This window comes from Streptomyces sp. NBC_01477 (assembly GCF_036227245.1).
In the GTDB taxonomy this organism is placed as follows: Bacteria; Actinomycetota; Actinomycetes; order Streptomycetales; family Streptomycetaceae; genus Actinacidiphila.
In genome coordinates this window covers 8,133,607-8,148,168 of the sequence record NZ_CP109445.1, presented here as the reverse complement: position 1 = coordinate 8,148,168, position 14,562 = coordinate 8,133,607, and the positions used below count along the sequence as shown (strand labels likewise).

The 14,562-nt window shown below is 73.4% G+C and carries 15 protein-coding genes; 9 read left to right on the top strand and 6 right to left on the bottom strand.

Features of this window, described 5'->3' with window-relative positions:
• Positions 1-305 precede the first annotated feature (305 nt).
• Entirely contained in the window at positions 306-1,424 is a 1,119-nt protein-coding gene (locus OHA86_RS34780) for a DUF1996 domain-containing protein (RefSeq protein WP_329181803.1), read from the bottom strand.
• 272 nt (positions 1,425-1,696) lie between these two features.
• Entirely contained in the window at positions 1,697-2,125 is a 429-nt protein-coding gene (locus OHA86_RS34775) for an ATP-binding protein (RefSeq protein WP_329181802.1), read from the bottom strand.
• Positions 2,126-2,402: 277 nt separating this feature from the next.
• Here OHA86_RS34775 and OHA86_RS34770 point away from each other — a divergent pair, with 277 nt between their 5' ends.
• Positions 2,403-3,290: a helix-turn-helix domain-containing protein gene (locus OHA86_RS34770; RefSeq protein WP_329181801.1), complete on the top strand. Its 888-nt coding sequence runs from the start codon at positions 2,403-2,405 to the stop codon at positions 3,288-3,290.
• On the top strand, positions 3,287-3,532 hold the full coding sequence (locus OHA86_RS34765; RefSeq protein WP_329181799.1) for a DUF397 domain-containing protein: 246 nt from the start codon (positions 3,287-3,289) through the stop codon (positions 3,530-3,532). Before OHA86_RS34770 ends, OHA86_RS34765 begins: the two co-directional genes overlap by 4 nt.
• Before the next feature lie 8 nt (positions 3,533-3,540).
• Here the strand turns inward: OHA86_RS34765 and OHA86_RS34760 are convergent, their stop codons facing one another.
• Positions 3,541-4,737, bottom strand: a complete 1,197-nt coding sequence (locus OHA86_RS34760) for an 8-amino-7-oxononanoate synthase (protein WP_329181797.1) — start codon at positions 4,735-4,737, stop codon at positions 3,541-3,543.
• Positions 4,738-4,920: 183 nt separating this feature from the next.
• On the opposite strand from OHA86_RS34760, the gene bioB reads away from it, so the two are divergent.
• From bioB to bioD, 3 genes are all read left to right on the top strand, one after another.
• A complete protein-coding gene (gene bioB, locus OHA86_RS34755; RefSeq protein ID WP_329181795.1) occupies positions 4,921-6,102 on the top strand; it encodes a biotin synthase BioB in 1,182 nt (393 codons plus the stop codon).
• A complete protein-coding gene (locus tag OHA86_RS34750) occupies positions 6,095-7,417 on the top strand; it encodes an adenosylmethionine--8-amino-7-oxononanoate transaminase (protein ID WP_329181793.1) in 1,323 nt (440 codons plus the stop codon). Before bioB ends, OHA86_RS34750 begins: the two co-directional genes overlap by 8 nt.
• A gap of 84 nt (positions 7,418-7,501) precedes the next feature.
• Entirely contained in the window at positions 7,502-8,233 is a 732-nt protein-coding gene (gene bioD, locus OHA86_RS34745) for a dethiobiotin synthase (RefSeq protein ID WP_329181792.1), read from the top strand.
• Between the two features lie 89 nt (positions 8,234-8,322).
• On the opposite strand, the gene OHA86_RS34740 is transcribed toward bioD, so the two are convergent.
• Both OHA86_RS34740 and OHA86_RS34735 read right to left on the bottom strand, forming a co-directional pair.
• Positions 8,323-8,700: a fic family toxin-antitoxin system, toxin component gene (locus OHA86_RS34740; protein ID WP_329181790.1), complete on the bottom strand. Its 378-nt coding sequence runs from the start codon at positions 8,698-8,700 to the stop codon at positions 8,323-8,325.
• Positions 8,697-8,936, bottom strand: a complete 240-nt coding sequence (locus OHA86_RS34735) for an antitoxin (RefSeq protein ID WP_329181787.1) — start codon at positions 8,934-8,936, stop codon at positions 8,697-8,699. The genes OHA86_RS34740 and OHA86_RS34735 overlap by 4 nt, the downstream gene beginning before the upstream one ends.
• Positions 8,937-9,046: 110 nt before the next feature.
• Here OHA86_RS34735 and OHA86_RS34730 point away from each other — a divergent pair, with 110 nt between their 5' ends.
• The 4 genes from OHA86_RS34730 to OHA86_RS34715 all read left to right on the top strand — a co-directional run bounded on the left by OHA86_RS34730 (position 9,047) and on the right by OHA86_RS34715 (position 13,765).
• Positions 9,047-9,475: a GNAT family N-acetyltransferase gene (locus OHA86_RS34730; RefSeq protein WP_329181785.1), complete on the top strand. Its 429-nt coding sequence runs from the start codon at positions 9,047-9,049 to the stop codon at positions 9,473-9,475.
• 81 nt (positions 9,476-9,556) lie between these two features.
• Positions 9,557-10,888: a hemolysin family protein gene (locus OHA86_RS34725; RefSeq protein WP_329181783.1), complete on the top strand. Its 1,332-nt coding sequence runs from the start codon at positions 9,557-9,559 to the stop codon at positions 10,886-10,888.
• Positions 10,885-11,904, top strand: a complete 1,020-nt coding sequence (locus OHA86_RS34720) for a hemolysin family protein (RefSeq protein WP_329181781.1) — start codon at positions 10,885-10,887, stop codon at positions 11,902-11,904. The genes OHA86_RS34725 and OHA86_RS34720 overlap by 4 nt, the downstream gene beginning before the upstream one ends.
• A gap of 88 nt (positions 11,905-11,992) precedes the next feature.
• The gene (locus OHA86_RS34715) at positions 11,993-13,765 is read left to right on the top strand and encodes a gamma-glutamyltransferase family protein (protein WP_329181779.1); all 1,773 of its coding nucleotides are present in this window, start codon (positions 11,993-11,995) and stop codon (positions 13,763-13,765) included.
• A gap of 21 nt (positions 13,766-13,786) precedes the next feature.
• On the opposite strand, the gene OHA86_RS34710 is transcribed toward OHA86_RS34715, so the two are convergent.
• Positions 13,787-14,497, bottom strand: coding sequence for an SDR family NAD(P)-dependent oxidoreductase (locus tag OHA86_RS34710; RefSeq protein ID WP_329181777.1), 711 nt, complete (start codon positions 14,495-14,497; stop codon positions 13,787-13,789).
• Between the last annotated feature and the right edge of the window lie 65 nt (positions 14,498-14,562).

Below are 14,562 nucleotides of genomic sequence, written 5' to 3'. Positions count from 1 at the left end.
CGGCCCGACAGCGGACGCCGGAGGCCACCGGCGGGCGGAGGCGCCCTGAGCGTCGTCCCTCCCGGCCGCGCCGGCGGCCCGGACCCGACCTGCGGAACTGTGGGACGCCGAATTCACCGCGAACCCGGCGGATCTGGAGGCCGTGGCCGCCGCCGCGGCGGCGAACAGGACGGCGAACGGGGCCGCTCAGCGCGGCTGACCTGTGCGCCGCCCGCCCGATCGGCGGGAACGCACAGGTCAGGACCTTGGAGAGCGCTCTCCCAGAGGGCTTGAGAGAGCCCGCCCGGGAGAGCGCTCCGGGCGGGTCAGTGGATGAGCTGGTAGTTGCTGTCGAGCACGGCGCCCTTGGCGGGCTGGGACTGGTCGTAGCCGTGGGGGTCGCACTGGAGGCCGCCGTTGATGCAGTGCGTGACCATGGCGGACTGGGTGGCGGTGTCCCAGTCGGCGAAGAAGTCGTAGTGGAAGGAGAAGCCCGCGCCGCTGGCCAGACGTATCTGCGACATGTCGCCGTTGACCGGCCAGGCCATCTTGAACTCGATCATCGGCAGCGCGACCGGGTGGTCGGCCGGGCACGCGTTGATGTTCGCGCCCGTCGCGATCGGGTAGGCCATGTGGCTCTTGTGGTCGGGGGTGTCCAGGTGGATGCCGTCCCAGCAACTGGGCGCCTGGAGACGGATGTTCAGCTGCGTGTCAGGGGTGGTCGGGCAGCTCGCCGGGAAGTTCCAGTTGTGGTAGCTCTGACCGCACTCCCAGCCCTCGACGGTGCCCTTGAGGTTCTTGAACTCGTCCTGGGTCTGCACCGGGCTGCCGACCACGAACCGCAGCCCCTTGGGGAAGGGCCGCACCGAGGTGTAGTCGTTGACCGAGGACTTGTAGTAGATCGTCTGCGGCCCGACCGGCAGGATCTTCTGGTCGCCCTTGAAGAGCGAGGGCATCCAGTACGCCGACTTGTCGCCGGGTGCCAGGCACGCCGTGCCGCCGGCCGCCTCCAGCGAGGCGGTGGTGGAGTTGGCGTTCGTGCTGGTGTTGCCCATGAAGGTGTGGTCGTGGGACTTGCCGGGCTGGCCCGGGTAGACGATCGGGTCGTCCGGGGCCGTGTGGTCCGGTGAGCACTTGGCCTGGAATTCGTGGAAGTACGCGTGCGGCGGGTCGTACGTCGAGGGCGTCACGCCGGTCACCGGCGGGTTGGCCATGATGTAGCCGTCGCCGTCCGGGTCGTCGCCCGACGTCTGGTTCGACACCGCCATACCCGGCATCTCCGCCATCGCGTTGACGGACGAACCGTGTACCGCTGACGACGGACCGGACGACGACGCGGTCGGCGTGCTCGCCGCCGCGTTCGCCGTCAGCAGTGCGCCGCCACCCGCTGTGACCAGCGCGAGGGCGACGAGCAGCCCGGGGATCTTTCTCGGCCTCCGTGCCATGGAAACCTCCTTGTGCGCAGTGGGGGTTGTGTGGGGGCATGAGAGCCCACTCGCCGGGATGCGCGACTCCGGCGATCCAGGGTCGGGAGAGCGCTCTCCCGGGCTCGGAATGTTCCGCCCCTACTACGGGTGTGTCAACAGTTCGTGAAGTGACGTAAACGGCCGCATCGCCGGGCACCGCGGCCCGAACGCCCGCCGACCTGGGCGGTGTTCGAAACGTGAGGATTTTGTGAAGACTTCTCGTTTACCCCGGCGGACCGGCGACCGGCTGGTCAGCCGACCGGAACCGCCCAGGGGAGCGTGATCCACACGGTCTTGCCGCCGTCGCCGGTCGGGGTGATCCGGAGGCTGCCGCCGGACTCGGCGGCGAGGTGACGCACAATCACCATCCCGCGGCCGTTGTCCTGCTGGGTGGCCGCCGCCGCCTGCCGGGGCCAGCGCGGATGGCTGTCGGTGACGCCGATGGACAACCGCTCCGAGCGTTCGAGGCGTACGTCGACGGTGAAGGCCGGCGACAGCCCCGAGGTGTGCAGCACCGCGTTGGTGGTCAGCTCCGACACGATCAGGCGTACGACGTCGACCGCGGGCGCCCCCGCGGGCAGCCCCCACTCGGCGAGCACACCGCACACATGGCGCCTGGCTACCGTCACCGACGCCGGTTCGCTCGGCAGGGTGATGGATGCTTCCTGAAGATCTGCCATGGCGATGCTTCCCTTTCCCGCCGTGACCTGGCTCCGGTGCGTAACTGCGCCGGAGCGGGGCGCCCGGGAATTGGACCGCCCCACATACGTCGGGTTCGCGCCAGAATGACACCCATCGTGCCGCCATAACCGGCGTTCCACGGGTGTCTGCATATATCTGTCGCTCAAAACGGTGAACTCTGCTACGTGAGAGTGCATTTGGTCGGCAGACTGTCGTATCGGGTGATTGGGGCGGCGTGCAGCGCAGCATGCCGCATACCGAGGAGGGGCGAAAAATATGGAAAGAGTGCCCGCGGTACGCCGGCGCAGACTCGGTGCGGAGCTTCGCCGGTTGCGGGATCTGTCAGGACTCACCAGCGGCGAGGCCGCCGACCAGGCCGGCTGGCACCAGTCGAAAGTCAGCCGGATCGAAACCGGCCACAGCAGCGTGCGCGCCGAGGATGTGAACCTGCTGCTCGACATCTACGCGGTACGCGACCGGGACGTCCGCGACCTGCTGTGCACCCTGGCCGGATACGGCTACCAGCGCGGCTGGTGGCACGACTTCCGCGAGGTCCTGCCGGTGGAATACCGGGACTTCATCAGCCTGGAGACCGGGGCGAGCCGGGCCCGGTCGATGGAGACCAGCGTGGTCCCCGGCCTGTTGCAGACCCCCGCCTACGCACACGCGTTGACCAGGGACGTCATGCCGCAGCTCGGGCCGCGCGAGGTGGACGCGCTGGTGGACGTGCGGATCGCCCGGCAGGCGGTGCTGCGCCAGGATCCGCCGCTGGAGCTGACCGCGGTGCTCGACGAGGCGGTGCTGCGGCGCTGCGTCGGCGGCCCCGAGGTGATGGCCGGTCAGCTGCGGAGCCTGGTGGAGGCGGCGGAGCTGCCGCAGGTCTCCCTGCATGTGCTGCCATTTGCCGCGGGCGGGCACATAGGGGTGACCGGTTCTTTCGTCATCTTCTCCTTTCCGCGCATTGCTGATCTGGATGTGGTTGTTCTTGACCATCTGACGAGTAGTCTCTGTGTCGATCGGAAAGAGGACATCACCGCTTACGCCGCCGCGTTCGCCCGATTGCGTGATCGTGCGCTTCCCTGTGCGGAATCGGTTGCGATGATCGCCGGAATCGGTACCGAGTTCCTGCGGATGCCGCGGCCCACGAAGGAGGCACCACTATGACCGCGCTGTCCCCCTCGCCGCTCCGGCACATTTCCTCCAGTACGACGCTCGCCGGCGTCGCCTGGCGACGCAGCAGCCACAGCACGGCGGCGAACAACTGTGTCGAAACGGCGACGTTGACGTCGGGGCATGTCGCGGTACGCGACTCCAAGGACGTCGCGGGGCCGGCCCTGCTGTTCCCGCCGGGCGCGTGGGGTTCCTTCGTCCAGGCCGTGAACGAAGGCGCCCTGCGCTCCTCTTAGGGCTCCTCTCAGCGCGCACCTCTCGGAGCGCTCGCAACGGGGGATTGCTCGGGCGCGGTCGCGACGATCGTCGCGACCGCCGCCGCGATCCGGGCGTCGGTCAGCGCGGCGTTGGCCGTGATGCGGAGCCGGGAGATGCCGTCGGGGACGGACGGCGGGCGGAAGCAGCCGACGGACAGACCGGCCGAGCGCACCGCTGCGGCCCAGGTGACGGCCGCCGCGGGCGAGGGCGCGCGCACCGACACGACGCAGGCGTCCGGCGCGGTCGCGTCCAGGCCGGCCGCGGTGAGCAGCCGGTGGAAGGTGCGGGCCGCGGCGAGGGCGCGGCCCGCACGGTCGGGCTCGCGGCGCAGCAGCCGCAGTGCGCCGAGGGCGGCGCCCGCGGCGGCCGGGGCGAGGCCGGTGTCGAAGATGAAGGTGCGGGCCGCGTTGACCAGGTGGTCGATGACGGCGGCCGGGCCGAGCACGACGCCGCCCTGTGCGCCCAGCGCCTTCGACAGGGTCGCGGTGCACACCACGTCGGGCGCTCCGGCCAGCCCAGCCGCGTGCGGGGCGCCGCGCCCCCCGTCGCCGAGCACACCGAGGCCGTGGGCGTCGTCCACCAGCAGGGCGGCGCCGTGGTCGCGTGCGGCGGCGGCGAGTCCGGCCAGCGGCGCGGCGTCGCCGTCCACCGAGAAGACCGAGTCACTGACGAAGAGGGCCGGCCCGGTGTGCCCGGCGAGCGCCTTGCGTACGGCGTCGGTGTCGGCGTGCGGGACGACCTCGGTGCGGGCCCTGGACAGCCGGCAGCCGTCGATCAGCGAGGCGTGGTTGGCGGCGTCGGAGACCAGCAGGGAGCCGGGGCCGGTGAGCGCGGTGACCGCGGCGAGGTTGGCGGCGTAGCCGGAGGCCATCACCAGCGCGGCCTCGAAGCCGGTGAAGTCGGCGATCTCCGCTTCGAGTTCGGCGTGCAGCGCGGTGCTGCCGGTGACCAGCCGGGAGCCGGTGGCGCCGGCGCCCCAGCGCAGGCACGCGTCGGCGCCGGCCCGGGTCACCTCGGGGTGCCGGCTCAGGCCGAGGTAGTCGTTGCCCGCGAGGTCGAGCAGCGCCGAGTCGGCGGGCCTGGGCCGCAGTTCGCGGCGCAGCCCGGCGGCGGCGCGGGCGGCGGCCTGCTCCCCGATCCAGTCGAAGGGGCTGTGCGGCGCGGCGGGCGGTGTGCTGTTCACTGCGGTCCCCGGGGGTTCGGCGCGGTAAGCGGTCGGGCACGGCGGCCGGCTGACGGACGGCGCCCACCTGCAACGTACTGGCCTGCGATCACGCACAGGGTGTGGTGATGCACACACCCCGGGCCACCGCTGTTGTGCGGTCCGTCATTGGCCGCGGGCGGTCCGGTACGCGAGGATCCCTTCATGGATCTGCTGACCACACTGGTGGACAAGGGGCTGCGACGCGAGCTGCCCAGCCGGGACGAGGCGCTGGCCGTCCTGGCGACCTCCGACGATGACCTGCTGGATGTGGTGGCCGCGGCGGGGCGGGTGCGCCGCCAGTGGTTCGGCCGCAGGGTGAAGCTGAACTACCTGGTCAACCTCAAGTCCGGGCTGTGCCCCGAGGACTGCTCGTACTGTTCGCAGCGGCTCGGGTCGCAGGCGGACGTGCTGAAGTACACCTGGCTCAAGCCCGACGAGGCCGCCGCCGCGGCGGGCGCCGGGGTGGCGGGCGGCGCGAAGCGGGTCTGCCTGGTGGCGAGCGGGCGCGGCCCGACCGACCGGGACGTGGACCGGGTCTCGCAGACCATCGCGGCGATCAAGGAGCAGAACGAGGGCGTCGAGGTGTGCGCCTGCCTGGGCCTGCTGTCCGGCGGCCAGGCCGACCGGCTGCGGGAGGCGGGCGCGGACGCGTACAACCACAACCTCAACACCTCCGAGGGCACGTACGGGTCGATCACCACCACCCACACCTACGCCGACCGGGTGGACACGGTGCAGCGGGCGCAGGCGGCCGGTCTTTCCGCGTGCTCCGGGCTGATCGCGGGCATGGGCGAGAGCGACGCGGACCTGGTGGACGTGGTCTTCGGGCTGCGTGAACTGGACCCGGACTCGGTGCCGGTGAATTTCCTGATCCCCTTCGAGGGCACCCCGCTGGCCAAGGAGTGGAATCTCACCCCGCAGCGCTGCCTGCGGATCCTGGCGATGGTCAGGTTCGTCTGCCCGGACGTGGAGGTGCGGCTCGCGGGCGGGCGCGAGGTGCATCTGCGGACGATGCAGCCGCTGGCGCTGCATCTGGTGAACTCGATCTTCCTGGGCGACTACCTGACCAGTGAGGGCCAGGCGGGTCAGACCGACCTCGACATGATCGCGGACGCGGGCTTCGAGGTGGAGGGCGCGGACACCGTGACGCTGCCGTCGCACCGGACGGGCGGGGTGTGCGGTACGCACGAGGGCGGCTGCGGGGGCGGCTGCGGCGAGGGCCACGACGGCGGTTGCGGCGGCGCCCACGGCGAGGCGGCGGCCACGGCCGTGCCGGCCGCGCGGACGGACCTGGTCGCCGTGCGCCGCCGCGGCGCGGGGACGGATCTGCCGCCCAATGCCTGAGGTGTACCCGGCGGCCGGGCCGCTGCCGCCCGAGGTGCTGCTCGGCCTCGACCGGCAGCACGTCTGGCACCCCTACGGCCCGATGCCCGGCCGCCAGGAGCCGCTGGTGGTCGAGTCGGCGTCGGGGGTGCGGCTGCGGCTGACGGCGCCGGCCGAGGGGCGTAGCGAACTGGTCGACGGCATGTCGTCGTGGTGGTCGGCGATCCACGGCTACCGGCACCCGGTGCTGGACGCGGCGGCGCACGACCAGCTGGGCCGGATGAGCCATGTGATGTTCGGCGGCCTGACGCACGAGCCCGCCGTACGCCTGGCCGCGCGGCTGGTGGAGATCACCCCGGAGCCGCTGCGGCATGTCTTCCTCGCCGACTCCGGTTCGGTGTCGGTCGAGGTCGCGGTGAAGATGTGCCTGCAGTTCTGGCGTTCGCTGGGCCGGCCGGCCAAGCGGCGGCTGCTGACCTGGCGCGGCGGCTACCACGGCGACACCTGGCAGCCGATGTCGGTGTGCGACCCGGACGGCGGTATGCACGAACTGTGGTCGGGGGTGCTGCCCGAGCAGGTCTTCGCGGACGCGCCGCCGCCCGGTTTCGACGCCGAACCCGATCCGCGGTACGCGGCGCATCTGCGCGAGCTGATCGGCCGCCATGCCGCGGAGCTGGCCGCGGTGATCGTCGAACCGGTGGTGCAGGGCGCGGGCGGTATGAGCTTCCACTCCCCCGGGTATCTGCGGGTGCTGCGGGAGGCGTGCGACGAGCACGGCGTGCTGCTGGTCTTCGACGAGATCGCCACCGGCTTCGGGCGTACGGGTGAGCTGTTCGCGGCCGGGCACGCCGGGGTCAGCCCCGATGTGATGTGCGTCGGCAAGGCGCTGACCGGCGGCTATCTGACGATGGCGGCGGCGCTGTGCACCGGCAGGGTCGCGGAGGGGATCTCGCGGGGCGAGGTGCCGGTGCTCGCGCACGGGCCGACCTTCATGGGCAACCCGCTGGCCGCGGCCGTCGCGAACGCCTCGCTCGACGTCCTGCTCGGCCAGGACTGGGCGGTGCAGGTCAAGCGGATCGAGGCCGGGCTGCGCGACGGCCTGGCGGAGGTCGCTGCGCTGCCCGGGGTCCGCGATGTGCGGGTGCTGGGCGCGATCGGGGTGGTGCAGCTGGACCACCCGGTGGACATGGCGGCGGCGACCAGGGCCGCGGTGCGGGCCGGGGTGTGGCTGCGGCCCTTCCGCGACCTGGTCTACACGATGCCGCCGTACGTGACCGTGGACGAGGACGTGGCGCGGATCTGCGCGGGCGTCAGGGACGCCGCCCTGGCAGCGTGAGCGCGGCGGGTTTGGGCAGGGTCCCCGGGGCGCCCGGGACCCGGGCGGCGGGCAGGCACGACGACGAGGAACGGAGCGACACCCATGGCCATCGTGGTCATCACCGGTACGGGCACCGAGGTCGGCAAGACGATGGCGACTGCCGCGGTGGCCGCCGCGTCCCTGGCCCAGGGGCTGAGCGTGGCCGTGCTCAAACCCGCGCAGACCGGGGTCGCCGAGGGCGAGCCGGGTGACGCGGCGGAGGTGGCCCGGCTGGCCGGCGCGGTGACGGCGGTGGAGCTGGCCCGCTACCCCGAGCCGCTGGCGCCGGCCACCGCCGCCGCCCGGTCCGGGCTGCCCACCATCGGCCCCGAGGAGATCGCCGAGGCCGCGGCCAAGCTCGCCGCGGTCCACGACGTGGTGCTGGTCGAGGGCGCGGGCGGGCTGCTGGTCCGCTACGACGCGCAGGGTTCGACGCTGGCGGACGCCGCCGGGATGCTGCGGGCCAGGGTGCTGCTGGTGGCGCCGCCCGGGCTCGGCACGCTCAATGCGACGGCGCTGACCGCGGAGGCGCTGAGCAGCCGGAAGATCAGCTGCGCCGGGGTGATCTTCGGCAGCTGGCGCGGCGACCCCGATCTGGCCGAGTGCTGCAACATCACCGACCTCCCGGAGGTCGCGGGCGCGCCGCTGCTCGGGGCGCTGCCGCAGGCCGTGGCGGGCCTGTCCCCCGCGGCCTTCCGGTCCGCGGCGCCGGACTGGCTGGCGCCGCAGCTGGGCGGTACGTGGGACGCGGCGGCCTTCGCTGCGGCGTACGCGCCGGCGGCGTACGGCCGGTAGCTGCCGGTGCCGGGGCGGGTGGCGGCCGTACGCCGCCGGACGGCGGGTCGGACGCCGTAACGGGCGGCGGCCGAACGCCGGACGGCGGGTCAGACGGCGACGGTCCAGGTCCGCAGCTCGTCGGCGATGCGCTGGACGCCCACCGAGCCGTCCTTGACCAGCCGGGCCAGGTCGCGGACCTTGTCCGGCGTGGTGGTGATGCGCAGGCCGCCGGCCACCAGGTAGGCGTAGGCGACGGCGGTGGCGAACAGCGCGTTGGAGCGCTCAAGGGCGGGGACGTGCAGCAGCAGCTGGAGCAGGGCGGCGGCGCGGGTGTGGTCGTCGGGGTAGACGGGCAGCCCGAAGATCTCGGCGTCGTGCCTGCCGACCGCGGCCACGAGCGCGCCCCAGTCGGTGACCTGGGGGTCGCCCGGGGTGTTGTGCTCGGCGACCATGAGCAGCCACGCGAGGTCGATACGCAGGCTCAACGGGTGCCTTCGCCGCGGGTTTCCTCCCGGGAGCCGAACTCCTCCGCGAAGACCTCCTCGTACTGCTTCATGAAGTCGGCCGCTGCCTGGACGAAGGCCCGGCCGTTCTCGCCCTCGTCGCGCTGGACCAGTTCCTCGATGTAGCGGTTCACGCTGATGCCGCGCTGCGAGGCGCGTTCCCGCGCGGTCTCCGCGGTGGCTTCGTCCACCCGCACGTTCAACTGGGTCTTCGCCATGCTTCCAAGCTAGCGCCGATGCGCTAGTAGCGGCAAGGGCGGTGCTTGTTGCCATCTCGTATCGCGGAATTACGGGCCGGGGGCGGTGGGCAGGTGGTGGGGTGGCGGGCATGAGCACTCTCCTGATCAGGGCCGCGGGTCCCGCCGACGCCGCCGGTGTCCTGGCCTTCTGGCGGGTGGCCGCCGAGGGCGCCAGCATCAGCGACGACGAGGCCGGGTACGGCCGGCTGGTCGGCACCGACCCGGGCGCGCTGCTGCTCGCCGAGCGGGACGGCACGCTGGTGGGCACGGTGATCGCCGGCTTCGACGGCTGGCGGTGCCACCTCTACCGGCTGGCCGTGCACCCCGGCGCCCGCCGCCAGGGGGTCGCGCGGGCGCTGCTGGACGCGGCGGAGGAGCGGTTCGCGGCGCTGGGCGGACGCCGGGGCGACGCGATGGTGCTGGAGCGCAACGAGCGCGCGCAGCACGCCTGGCGGGCCGCGGGTTACGCCCCGGAGCCGCAGTGGCGGCGCTGGACGAAGCCGCTGCGCGGCGCCTGACCGGCACGCGCCCGCCGCCCTGTTGCGGCGTCCTGGGTGCGGGCGGGCGGCGGCTGGCCGATCATGGGACCGAGGTGTCCGATGACCGAAGCGCTGCTCCTGCTCGTGGCCCTGCTCCTCAGTCTCGCCTGCGGTGTCTTCGTCGCGGCGGAATTCTCGCTGACCACGATCGACCGCGGTGAGCTGGAGCGGGCCGCGCAGCGCGGTGAGCGCGGGGCCGCAGCGGCACTGTCCGGGGTGCGGTCGCTGACGGTGCAGCTGTCGGGGGCGCAGCTGGGCATCACCGTGACCGGTCTGGTCATCGGCATGCTGTCCCGCGGGTCGATCGCCGAGCTGCTGCGCGGCCCGCTGCGCTCGGCCGGGGTGCCGTCCTCGGCGGTGTCGTCGCTGGCCCTGGTGCTGGGGACGGCGCTGTCCACGGTGGTGCTGATGGTGGTCGGCGAGCTGGTGCCGAAGAACTGGGCGATCGCCCGGCCGCTGCCGGTCGTCAAGGCCGTCGCGGCGCCGCAGAGCGCCTTCACCGCGGCCTTCGGGCCGCTGATCCACCATCTGAACAACACCGCGAACCGGGTGCTGCGGCGCATCGGCCTGGAACCGGCCGAGGAGCTGGCGTCGGCCCGCGGCCCCCAGGAGCTGAAAGCGCTGGCCCGGCACTCCGCGCGGGCCGGCGCCCTGGAGCCGGACACCGCCGAGCTGTTCGTCCGCACGCTGAGCCTGGCCGACCTCACCGCGGAGAACGTGATGACGCCCCGGGTCCAGGTCACCGCGCTCGAAGCGCTGGCGAGCGCGGCGGACGTCGCGAACGCCACCCGGGCCACCGGTCTTTCGCGCTTCCCCGTCTACCGCGGCACCCTCGACGCGGTGATCGGCACGGTGCACATCAAGGACGTCCTGGCGGTGCCCGCGGCGCGCCGGGCCCGCACCCCGGTGACGGAACTGCTCAGGGACGCGCTGCTGGTGCCCGAGACGCTGGCGGTGGACCGGCTGCTCGACCGGCTGTCGGAGTCCCGGTCGATGGCGGTGGTCATCGACGAATACGGCGGTACGGCCGGCGTCGCCACCCTGGAGGACATCGTCGAGGAGGTGGTCGGCGAGGTCACCGACGAGCACGACCCGCAGCAGCTGCCCGATCTGCTCTTCGTCCGCGCGGAAGCGGACGGCCGGCGGATCTACGAGGCGGACGGCGCCACCCGTACCGAGGACCAGCTGCGCCGGATCGGCCTCCAGGCGCCCGACGGGCCGTACGAGACGCTGGCGGGGCTGATCGCGCAGCGGCTCGGCCGGATCCCGGTGCGCGGCGACACCGTGCGGCTCGCGGGCTGGCTGATCGAGGTCGGCGACGCCTCGGGGCACCGGGCGGCCCGGGTGCGGCTGGTGTCTCCGTCGCCCGGGCGGCGGGAGCCGTACGTATGACCGTGGTCCAGTTGCTGGTCGGGTTGCTCACCGTGGTGGTGAACGCCTTCTTCGTCGGCGCCGAATTCGCGATGATCTCGGTGCGGCGCGGCCAGGTGGAGTCGGGCGCCGAGGCGGGCGGCCGGCGGGCGGGCCGGGTGCTGTGGGGCCTGGAGCACCTGGCGCCGCTGCTGGCCGCCGCCCAGCTCGGGGTCACCGCGTGCACCCTGGTGCTCGGCATCGTCGCGGAGCCGGCCATCGCGCATGTGCTGGAGCCGGTGCTGCACGCGGTGGGCCTGCCGGAGGGCGCGATCCACGCGATCGCCTTCGTGGTGGCGCTGGCGGTGGCGACGTATCTGCACATGCTGTTCGGCGAGATGGTGCCGAAGAACATCGCGCTGGCCGACCCGGTGCGCTCCGCGCTGCTGCTCGGGCCGCCGCTGGTGGCCTTCACCCGGGCGCTGCGGCCGGTGATCTTCGGGATCAACGCGCTGGCGAACGGGCTGCTGCGGCTGCTGCGGGTGGAGCCGCGCTCGGAGGTGCCCGCGGTCTTCTCCGACGACGAGCTGTCCCGGATGGTGGTGGACGCGGGGGCCGCGGGGCTGCTCGACGAGCGGGCCGCCGAGCGGCTGCGGGACGCGCTGGTGCTGGGCCGGCGGCCGGTCGGTGAGATCGTCAGGCCGGCCGACCGGGTCGTGCGCGCCCCGCTGGGCATCACTCCCGACGGCCTTGAGGCGCTGGCGGCGCGCTCCGGCTTCTCGCGGTTCCCTGTCGCGGACGGCGACGGGCGGGTGCTGGGCTACCTCCATGTGAAGGACGCGCTGGACGCCGAGCCCCGGGAGGCCGCCTTCCCCCGCTCGGCGCTGCGCCGCATCACCCGGGTCGGCGCCGCGACCCCGCTGGACGACGTCCTGACCGCGATGCGGGCCGCCAGCGCCCATCTGGCGGCGGTGGTGGACGAGGAAGGCCGCGGGGTCGGCCTGGTCACGATGGAGGACGTGCTCAAGGACCTCGTGGGGCCGGGCCGGGACGGTTAGCCGCCCGGTGCGGAGCCGCCCCGGCCGCCCCGGGCGTTTGTCCGCCAACTGGCCTTCGAAGCACGGCACTTCGCTTTAGAGTGCAGGGATGTTCACCACGAGGCCCACCCTCCAGGGCACTTTCGGCATGGCCGCCTCCTCCCACTGGCTGGCCTCGCAGTCCGCCATGGCCGTCCTGGAGGACGGCGGGAACGCCTTCGATGCGGCCGTCGCGGCCGGGTTCGTGCTCCATGTGGTGGAGCCGCACCTGAACGGCCCGGGCGGCGAGGTGCCGATCCTGCTCGCCCCGGCGGGCGGCCGGGTGCGGGTGCTGTGCGGCCAGGGCGGCGCGCCCGCCGGCGCGACCGCCGCGCACTACACCTCGCTCGGCCTCGACCTGGTGCCCGGCACCGGGCCGCTCGCCGCGGCCGTGCCCGGGGCGTTCGACGCCTGGATGCTGCTGCTGCGCGACCACGGCACCAAGTCCCTCGCGCAGGTGCTGACGTACGCGATCGGCTATGCCGAGAACGGCCACCCGCCGGTGGAGGGGATCGCCCAGACGATCGCGTCCGTGCAGGAGCTGTTCACCACCGAGTGGACCAGCTCCGCCGAGCTGTACCTGGGGCAGTCCGGCGGCCCGCTGTTCACCAACCGCCCGCTCGCGGCCACCTGGCGCCGGCTGCTGGCCGAGGCCGAGGCGGCGGGTCCCGGCCGCGAGGCGCAGATCGAGGCCGCCCGCAAGGTGTGGAGTGAGGGCTTCATCGCCGAGGCCATGGCCGCGCAGGCCGCCCGCCCCGCGATGGACACCTCCGGGGAACGGCACGCCAGCACCCTGACCGCCGACGACATCGCCGGCTGGGAGGCGACGTACGAGGACCCGGTCACGTACGAGTGGAACGGCTGGACCGTCTGCAAGGTGGGGCCGTGGTCGCAGGGGCCGGCCTTCCTCCAGCAGCTGGCCCTGCTGCCGGACGACCTGGAGTACGGCACCCCGGAGTACGTGCACACCCTCGTGGAGGGCACCAAGCTCGCCATGGCCGACCGCGAGGCGTGGTACGGGGACGCGGCCGACGTACCCCTCAAGGACCTGCTCTCGGACACCTACAACGAGGGCCGCCGCGCCCTCGTCGGCCCCGAGGCCTCCCGGGAGCTGCGGCCCGGCAGCCCCGGCGGGCGCACCCCGCGGCTTCCGGGCCTGGCCGGCCGCACCGAGGCGACCGTGCCGAACGGACAGGCGGTGGGCGCCTACGAGCCCACCGTCGGCCGCAACGGCGCCACCCGCGGCGACACCTGCCACCTCGATGTCGTGGACCGCTGGGGGAACATGGTCAGCGCCACCCCCTCGGGCGGCTGGCTCCAGTCCAACCCGGTGATTCCCGAGCTGGGCTTCGCCCTCGGCACCAGGCTGCAGATGGCCTGGCTGGAGCAGGGCCTGCCCAATTCCCTGACGCCGGGCCGCCGCCCGCGCACCACCCTGACGCCGTCGCTCGCGCTCCGGGGCGGCGAGCCGGTGCTCGCCTTCGGCACGCCCGGCGGCGACCAGCAGGACCAGTGGCAGCTGAACCTCTTCCTCGGGGTGGCGCTTCGCGACCGGGTCCGCGGCGGCTACGACCTCCAGGGCGCGATCGACGCGCCGGGCTGGCACACCGACGCCTTCCCCAGCTCCTTCTACCCGCGCGGCATGAAGCCCGCCAGCATCATCGCCGAGTCCCGGCTCAGCGAGACGGCGGTGGCCGAACTGCGCCGCCGCGGCCACGAGGTGACGCTGATCGCCCCCTGGATCGAGGGCCGGCTGTCCGCGGTCGCCCGTGACCCGGAGACCGGCATCCTGTCCGGCGCCGCCGATCCCCGCGCCATGCAGGGCTACGCCGTCGGCCGGTGATCCCCGCCGGCCGGGCCCGCGTCACCAGGGCAGGGCTCCGTCGGCGGCGAAGTAGCCGCCGGTGGGGCCTTCGGGGCCCAGCTGCGCCATCCTGACGATGATCTCAGCGCCCTCCTCGACGCTCTGGTGGCCGGTGCTGCCGTTCAGGTCGGTCGCGGTGTGGCCGGGCTCCACCGCGTTGATCCGCAGCGCGGGGAACGCCTTCGCGTACTGCACGGTGAGCATGTTGACCGCGGTCTTCGACGCCGGGTAGGCGACCCCCGGGTAGGCGTACGCCGGACTTCCGGGCTCGCTGACCCGTGCCAGCGAGCCCAGTGCGCTGCTGACGTTGACCACGACGGGGGCCGCGGACCGCTGGAGCAGCGGGAGGAAGGCGCGGGTGACGCGTACCGTGCCGAAGACGTTCGTCTCGAACGTGGCGCGCATGATGTCCGCGGTGAGGTCCGCCGCGCCGGTCACGGCGCCGTCCTTCGTCATCTCGTGCTGGACGCCGGCGTTGTTGATCAGTACGTCGAGGCCGCCGTCCGCCTCGACGGCCTCGACCGCGGCCGCGACGGACGCGTCGTCGGTGATGTCGAGCTGGACCGCCCGTGCGCCCAGCCGCTCGGCGGCGAGCCGGCCGCGTTCCGCGTCGCGGCTGCCGAGGTGGACGGTGTGGCCCGCGGCGATGAGACGGCGGGCGGTCTCGTAGCCGAGGCCCTTGTTCGCTCCGGTGATCAGTGTCGTTGTCATGCCTCCACCGTGCTGCGGCGCCCGCCGCGCTGCCAGGCGTCCGGTCTTCCTGGGACTGCCAGTAC

What these genes read in the sequence shown, in the direction of transcription:
- OHA86_RS34780 (WP_329181803.1), bottom strand. Translation starts at nt 1,424, where the DNA reads ATGGCACGGAGGCCGAGAAAGATCCCCGGGCTGCTCGTCGCCCTCGCG.
- bioB (WP_329181795.1), top strand. Translation starts at nt 4,921, where the DNA reads ATGGATCTGCTGACCACACTGGTGGACAAGGGGCTGCGACGCGAGCTG.
- OHA86_RS34720 (WP_329181781.1), top strand. Translation starts at nt 10,885, where the DNA reads ATGACCGTGGTCCAGTTGCTGGTCGGGTTGCTCACCGTGGTGGTGAAC.
- OHA86_RS34770 (WP_329181801.1), top strand. Translation starts at nt 2,403, where the DNA reads ATGGAAAGAGTGCCCGCGGTACGCCGGCGCAGACTCGGTGCGGAGCTT.
- bioD (WP_329181792.1), top strand. Translation starts at nt 7,502, where the DNA reads ATGGCCATCGTGGTCATCACCGGTACGGGCACCGAGGTCGGCAAGACG.
- OHA86_RS34725 (WP_329181783.1), top strand. Translation starts at nt 9,557, where the DNA reads ATGACCGAAGCGCTGCTCCTGCTCGTGGCCCTGCTCCTCAGTCTCGCC.
- OHA86_RS34735 (WP_329181787.1), bottom strand. Translation starts at nt 8,936, where the DNA reads ATGGCGAAGACCCAGTTGAACGTGCGGGTGGACGAAGCCACCGCGGAG.
- OHA86_RS34715 (WP_329181779.1), top strand. Translation starts at nt 11,993, where the DNA reads ATGTTCACCACGAGGCCCACCCTCCAGGGCACTTTCGGCATGGCCGCC.
- OHA86_RS34765 (WP_329181799.1), top strand. Translation starts at nt 3,287, where the DNA reads ATGACCGCGCTGTCCCCCTCGCCGCTCCGGCACATTTCCTCCAGTACG.
- OHA86_RS34775 (WP_329181802.1), bottom strand. Translation starts at nt 2,125, where the DNA reads ATGGCAGATCTTCAGGAAGCATCCATCACCCTGCCGAGCGAACCGGCG.
- OHA86_RS34730 (WP_329181785.1), top strand. Translation starts at nt 9,047, where the DNA reads ATGAGCACTCTCCTGATCAGGGCCGCGGGTCCCGCCGACGCCGCCGGT.
- OHA86_RS34710 (WP_329181777.1), bottom strand. Translation starts at nt 14,497, where the DNA reads ATGACAACGACACTGATCACCGGAGCGAACAAGGGCCTCGGCTACGAG.
- OHA86_RS34750 (WP_329181793.1), top strand. Translation starts at nt 6,095, where the DNA reads ATGCCTGAGGTGTACCCGGCGGCCGGGCCGCTGCCGCCCGAGGTGCTG.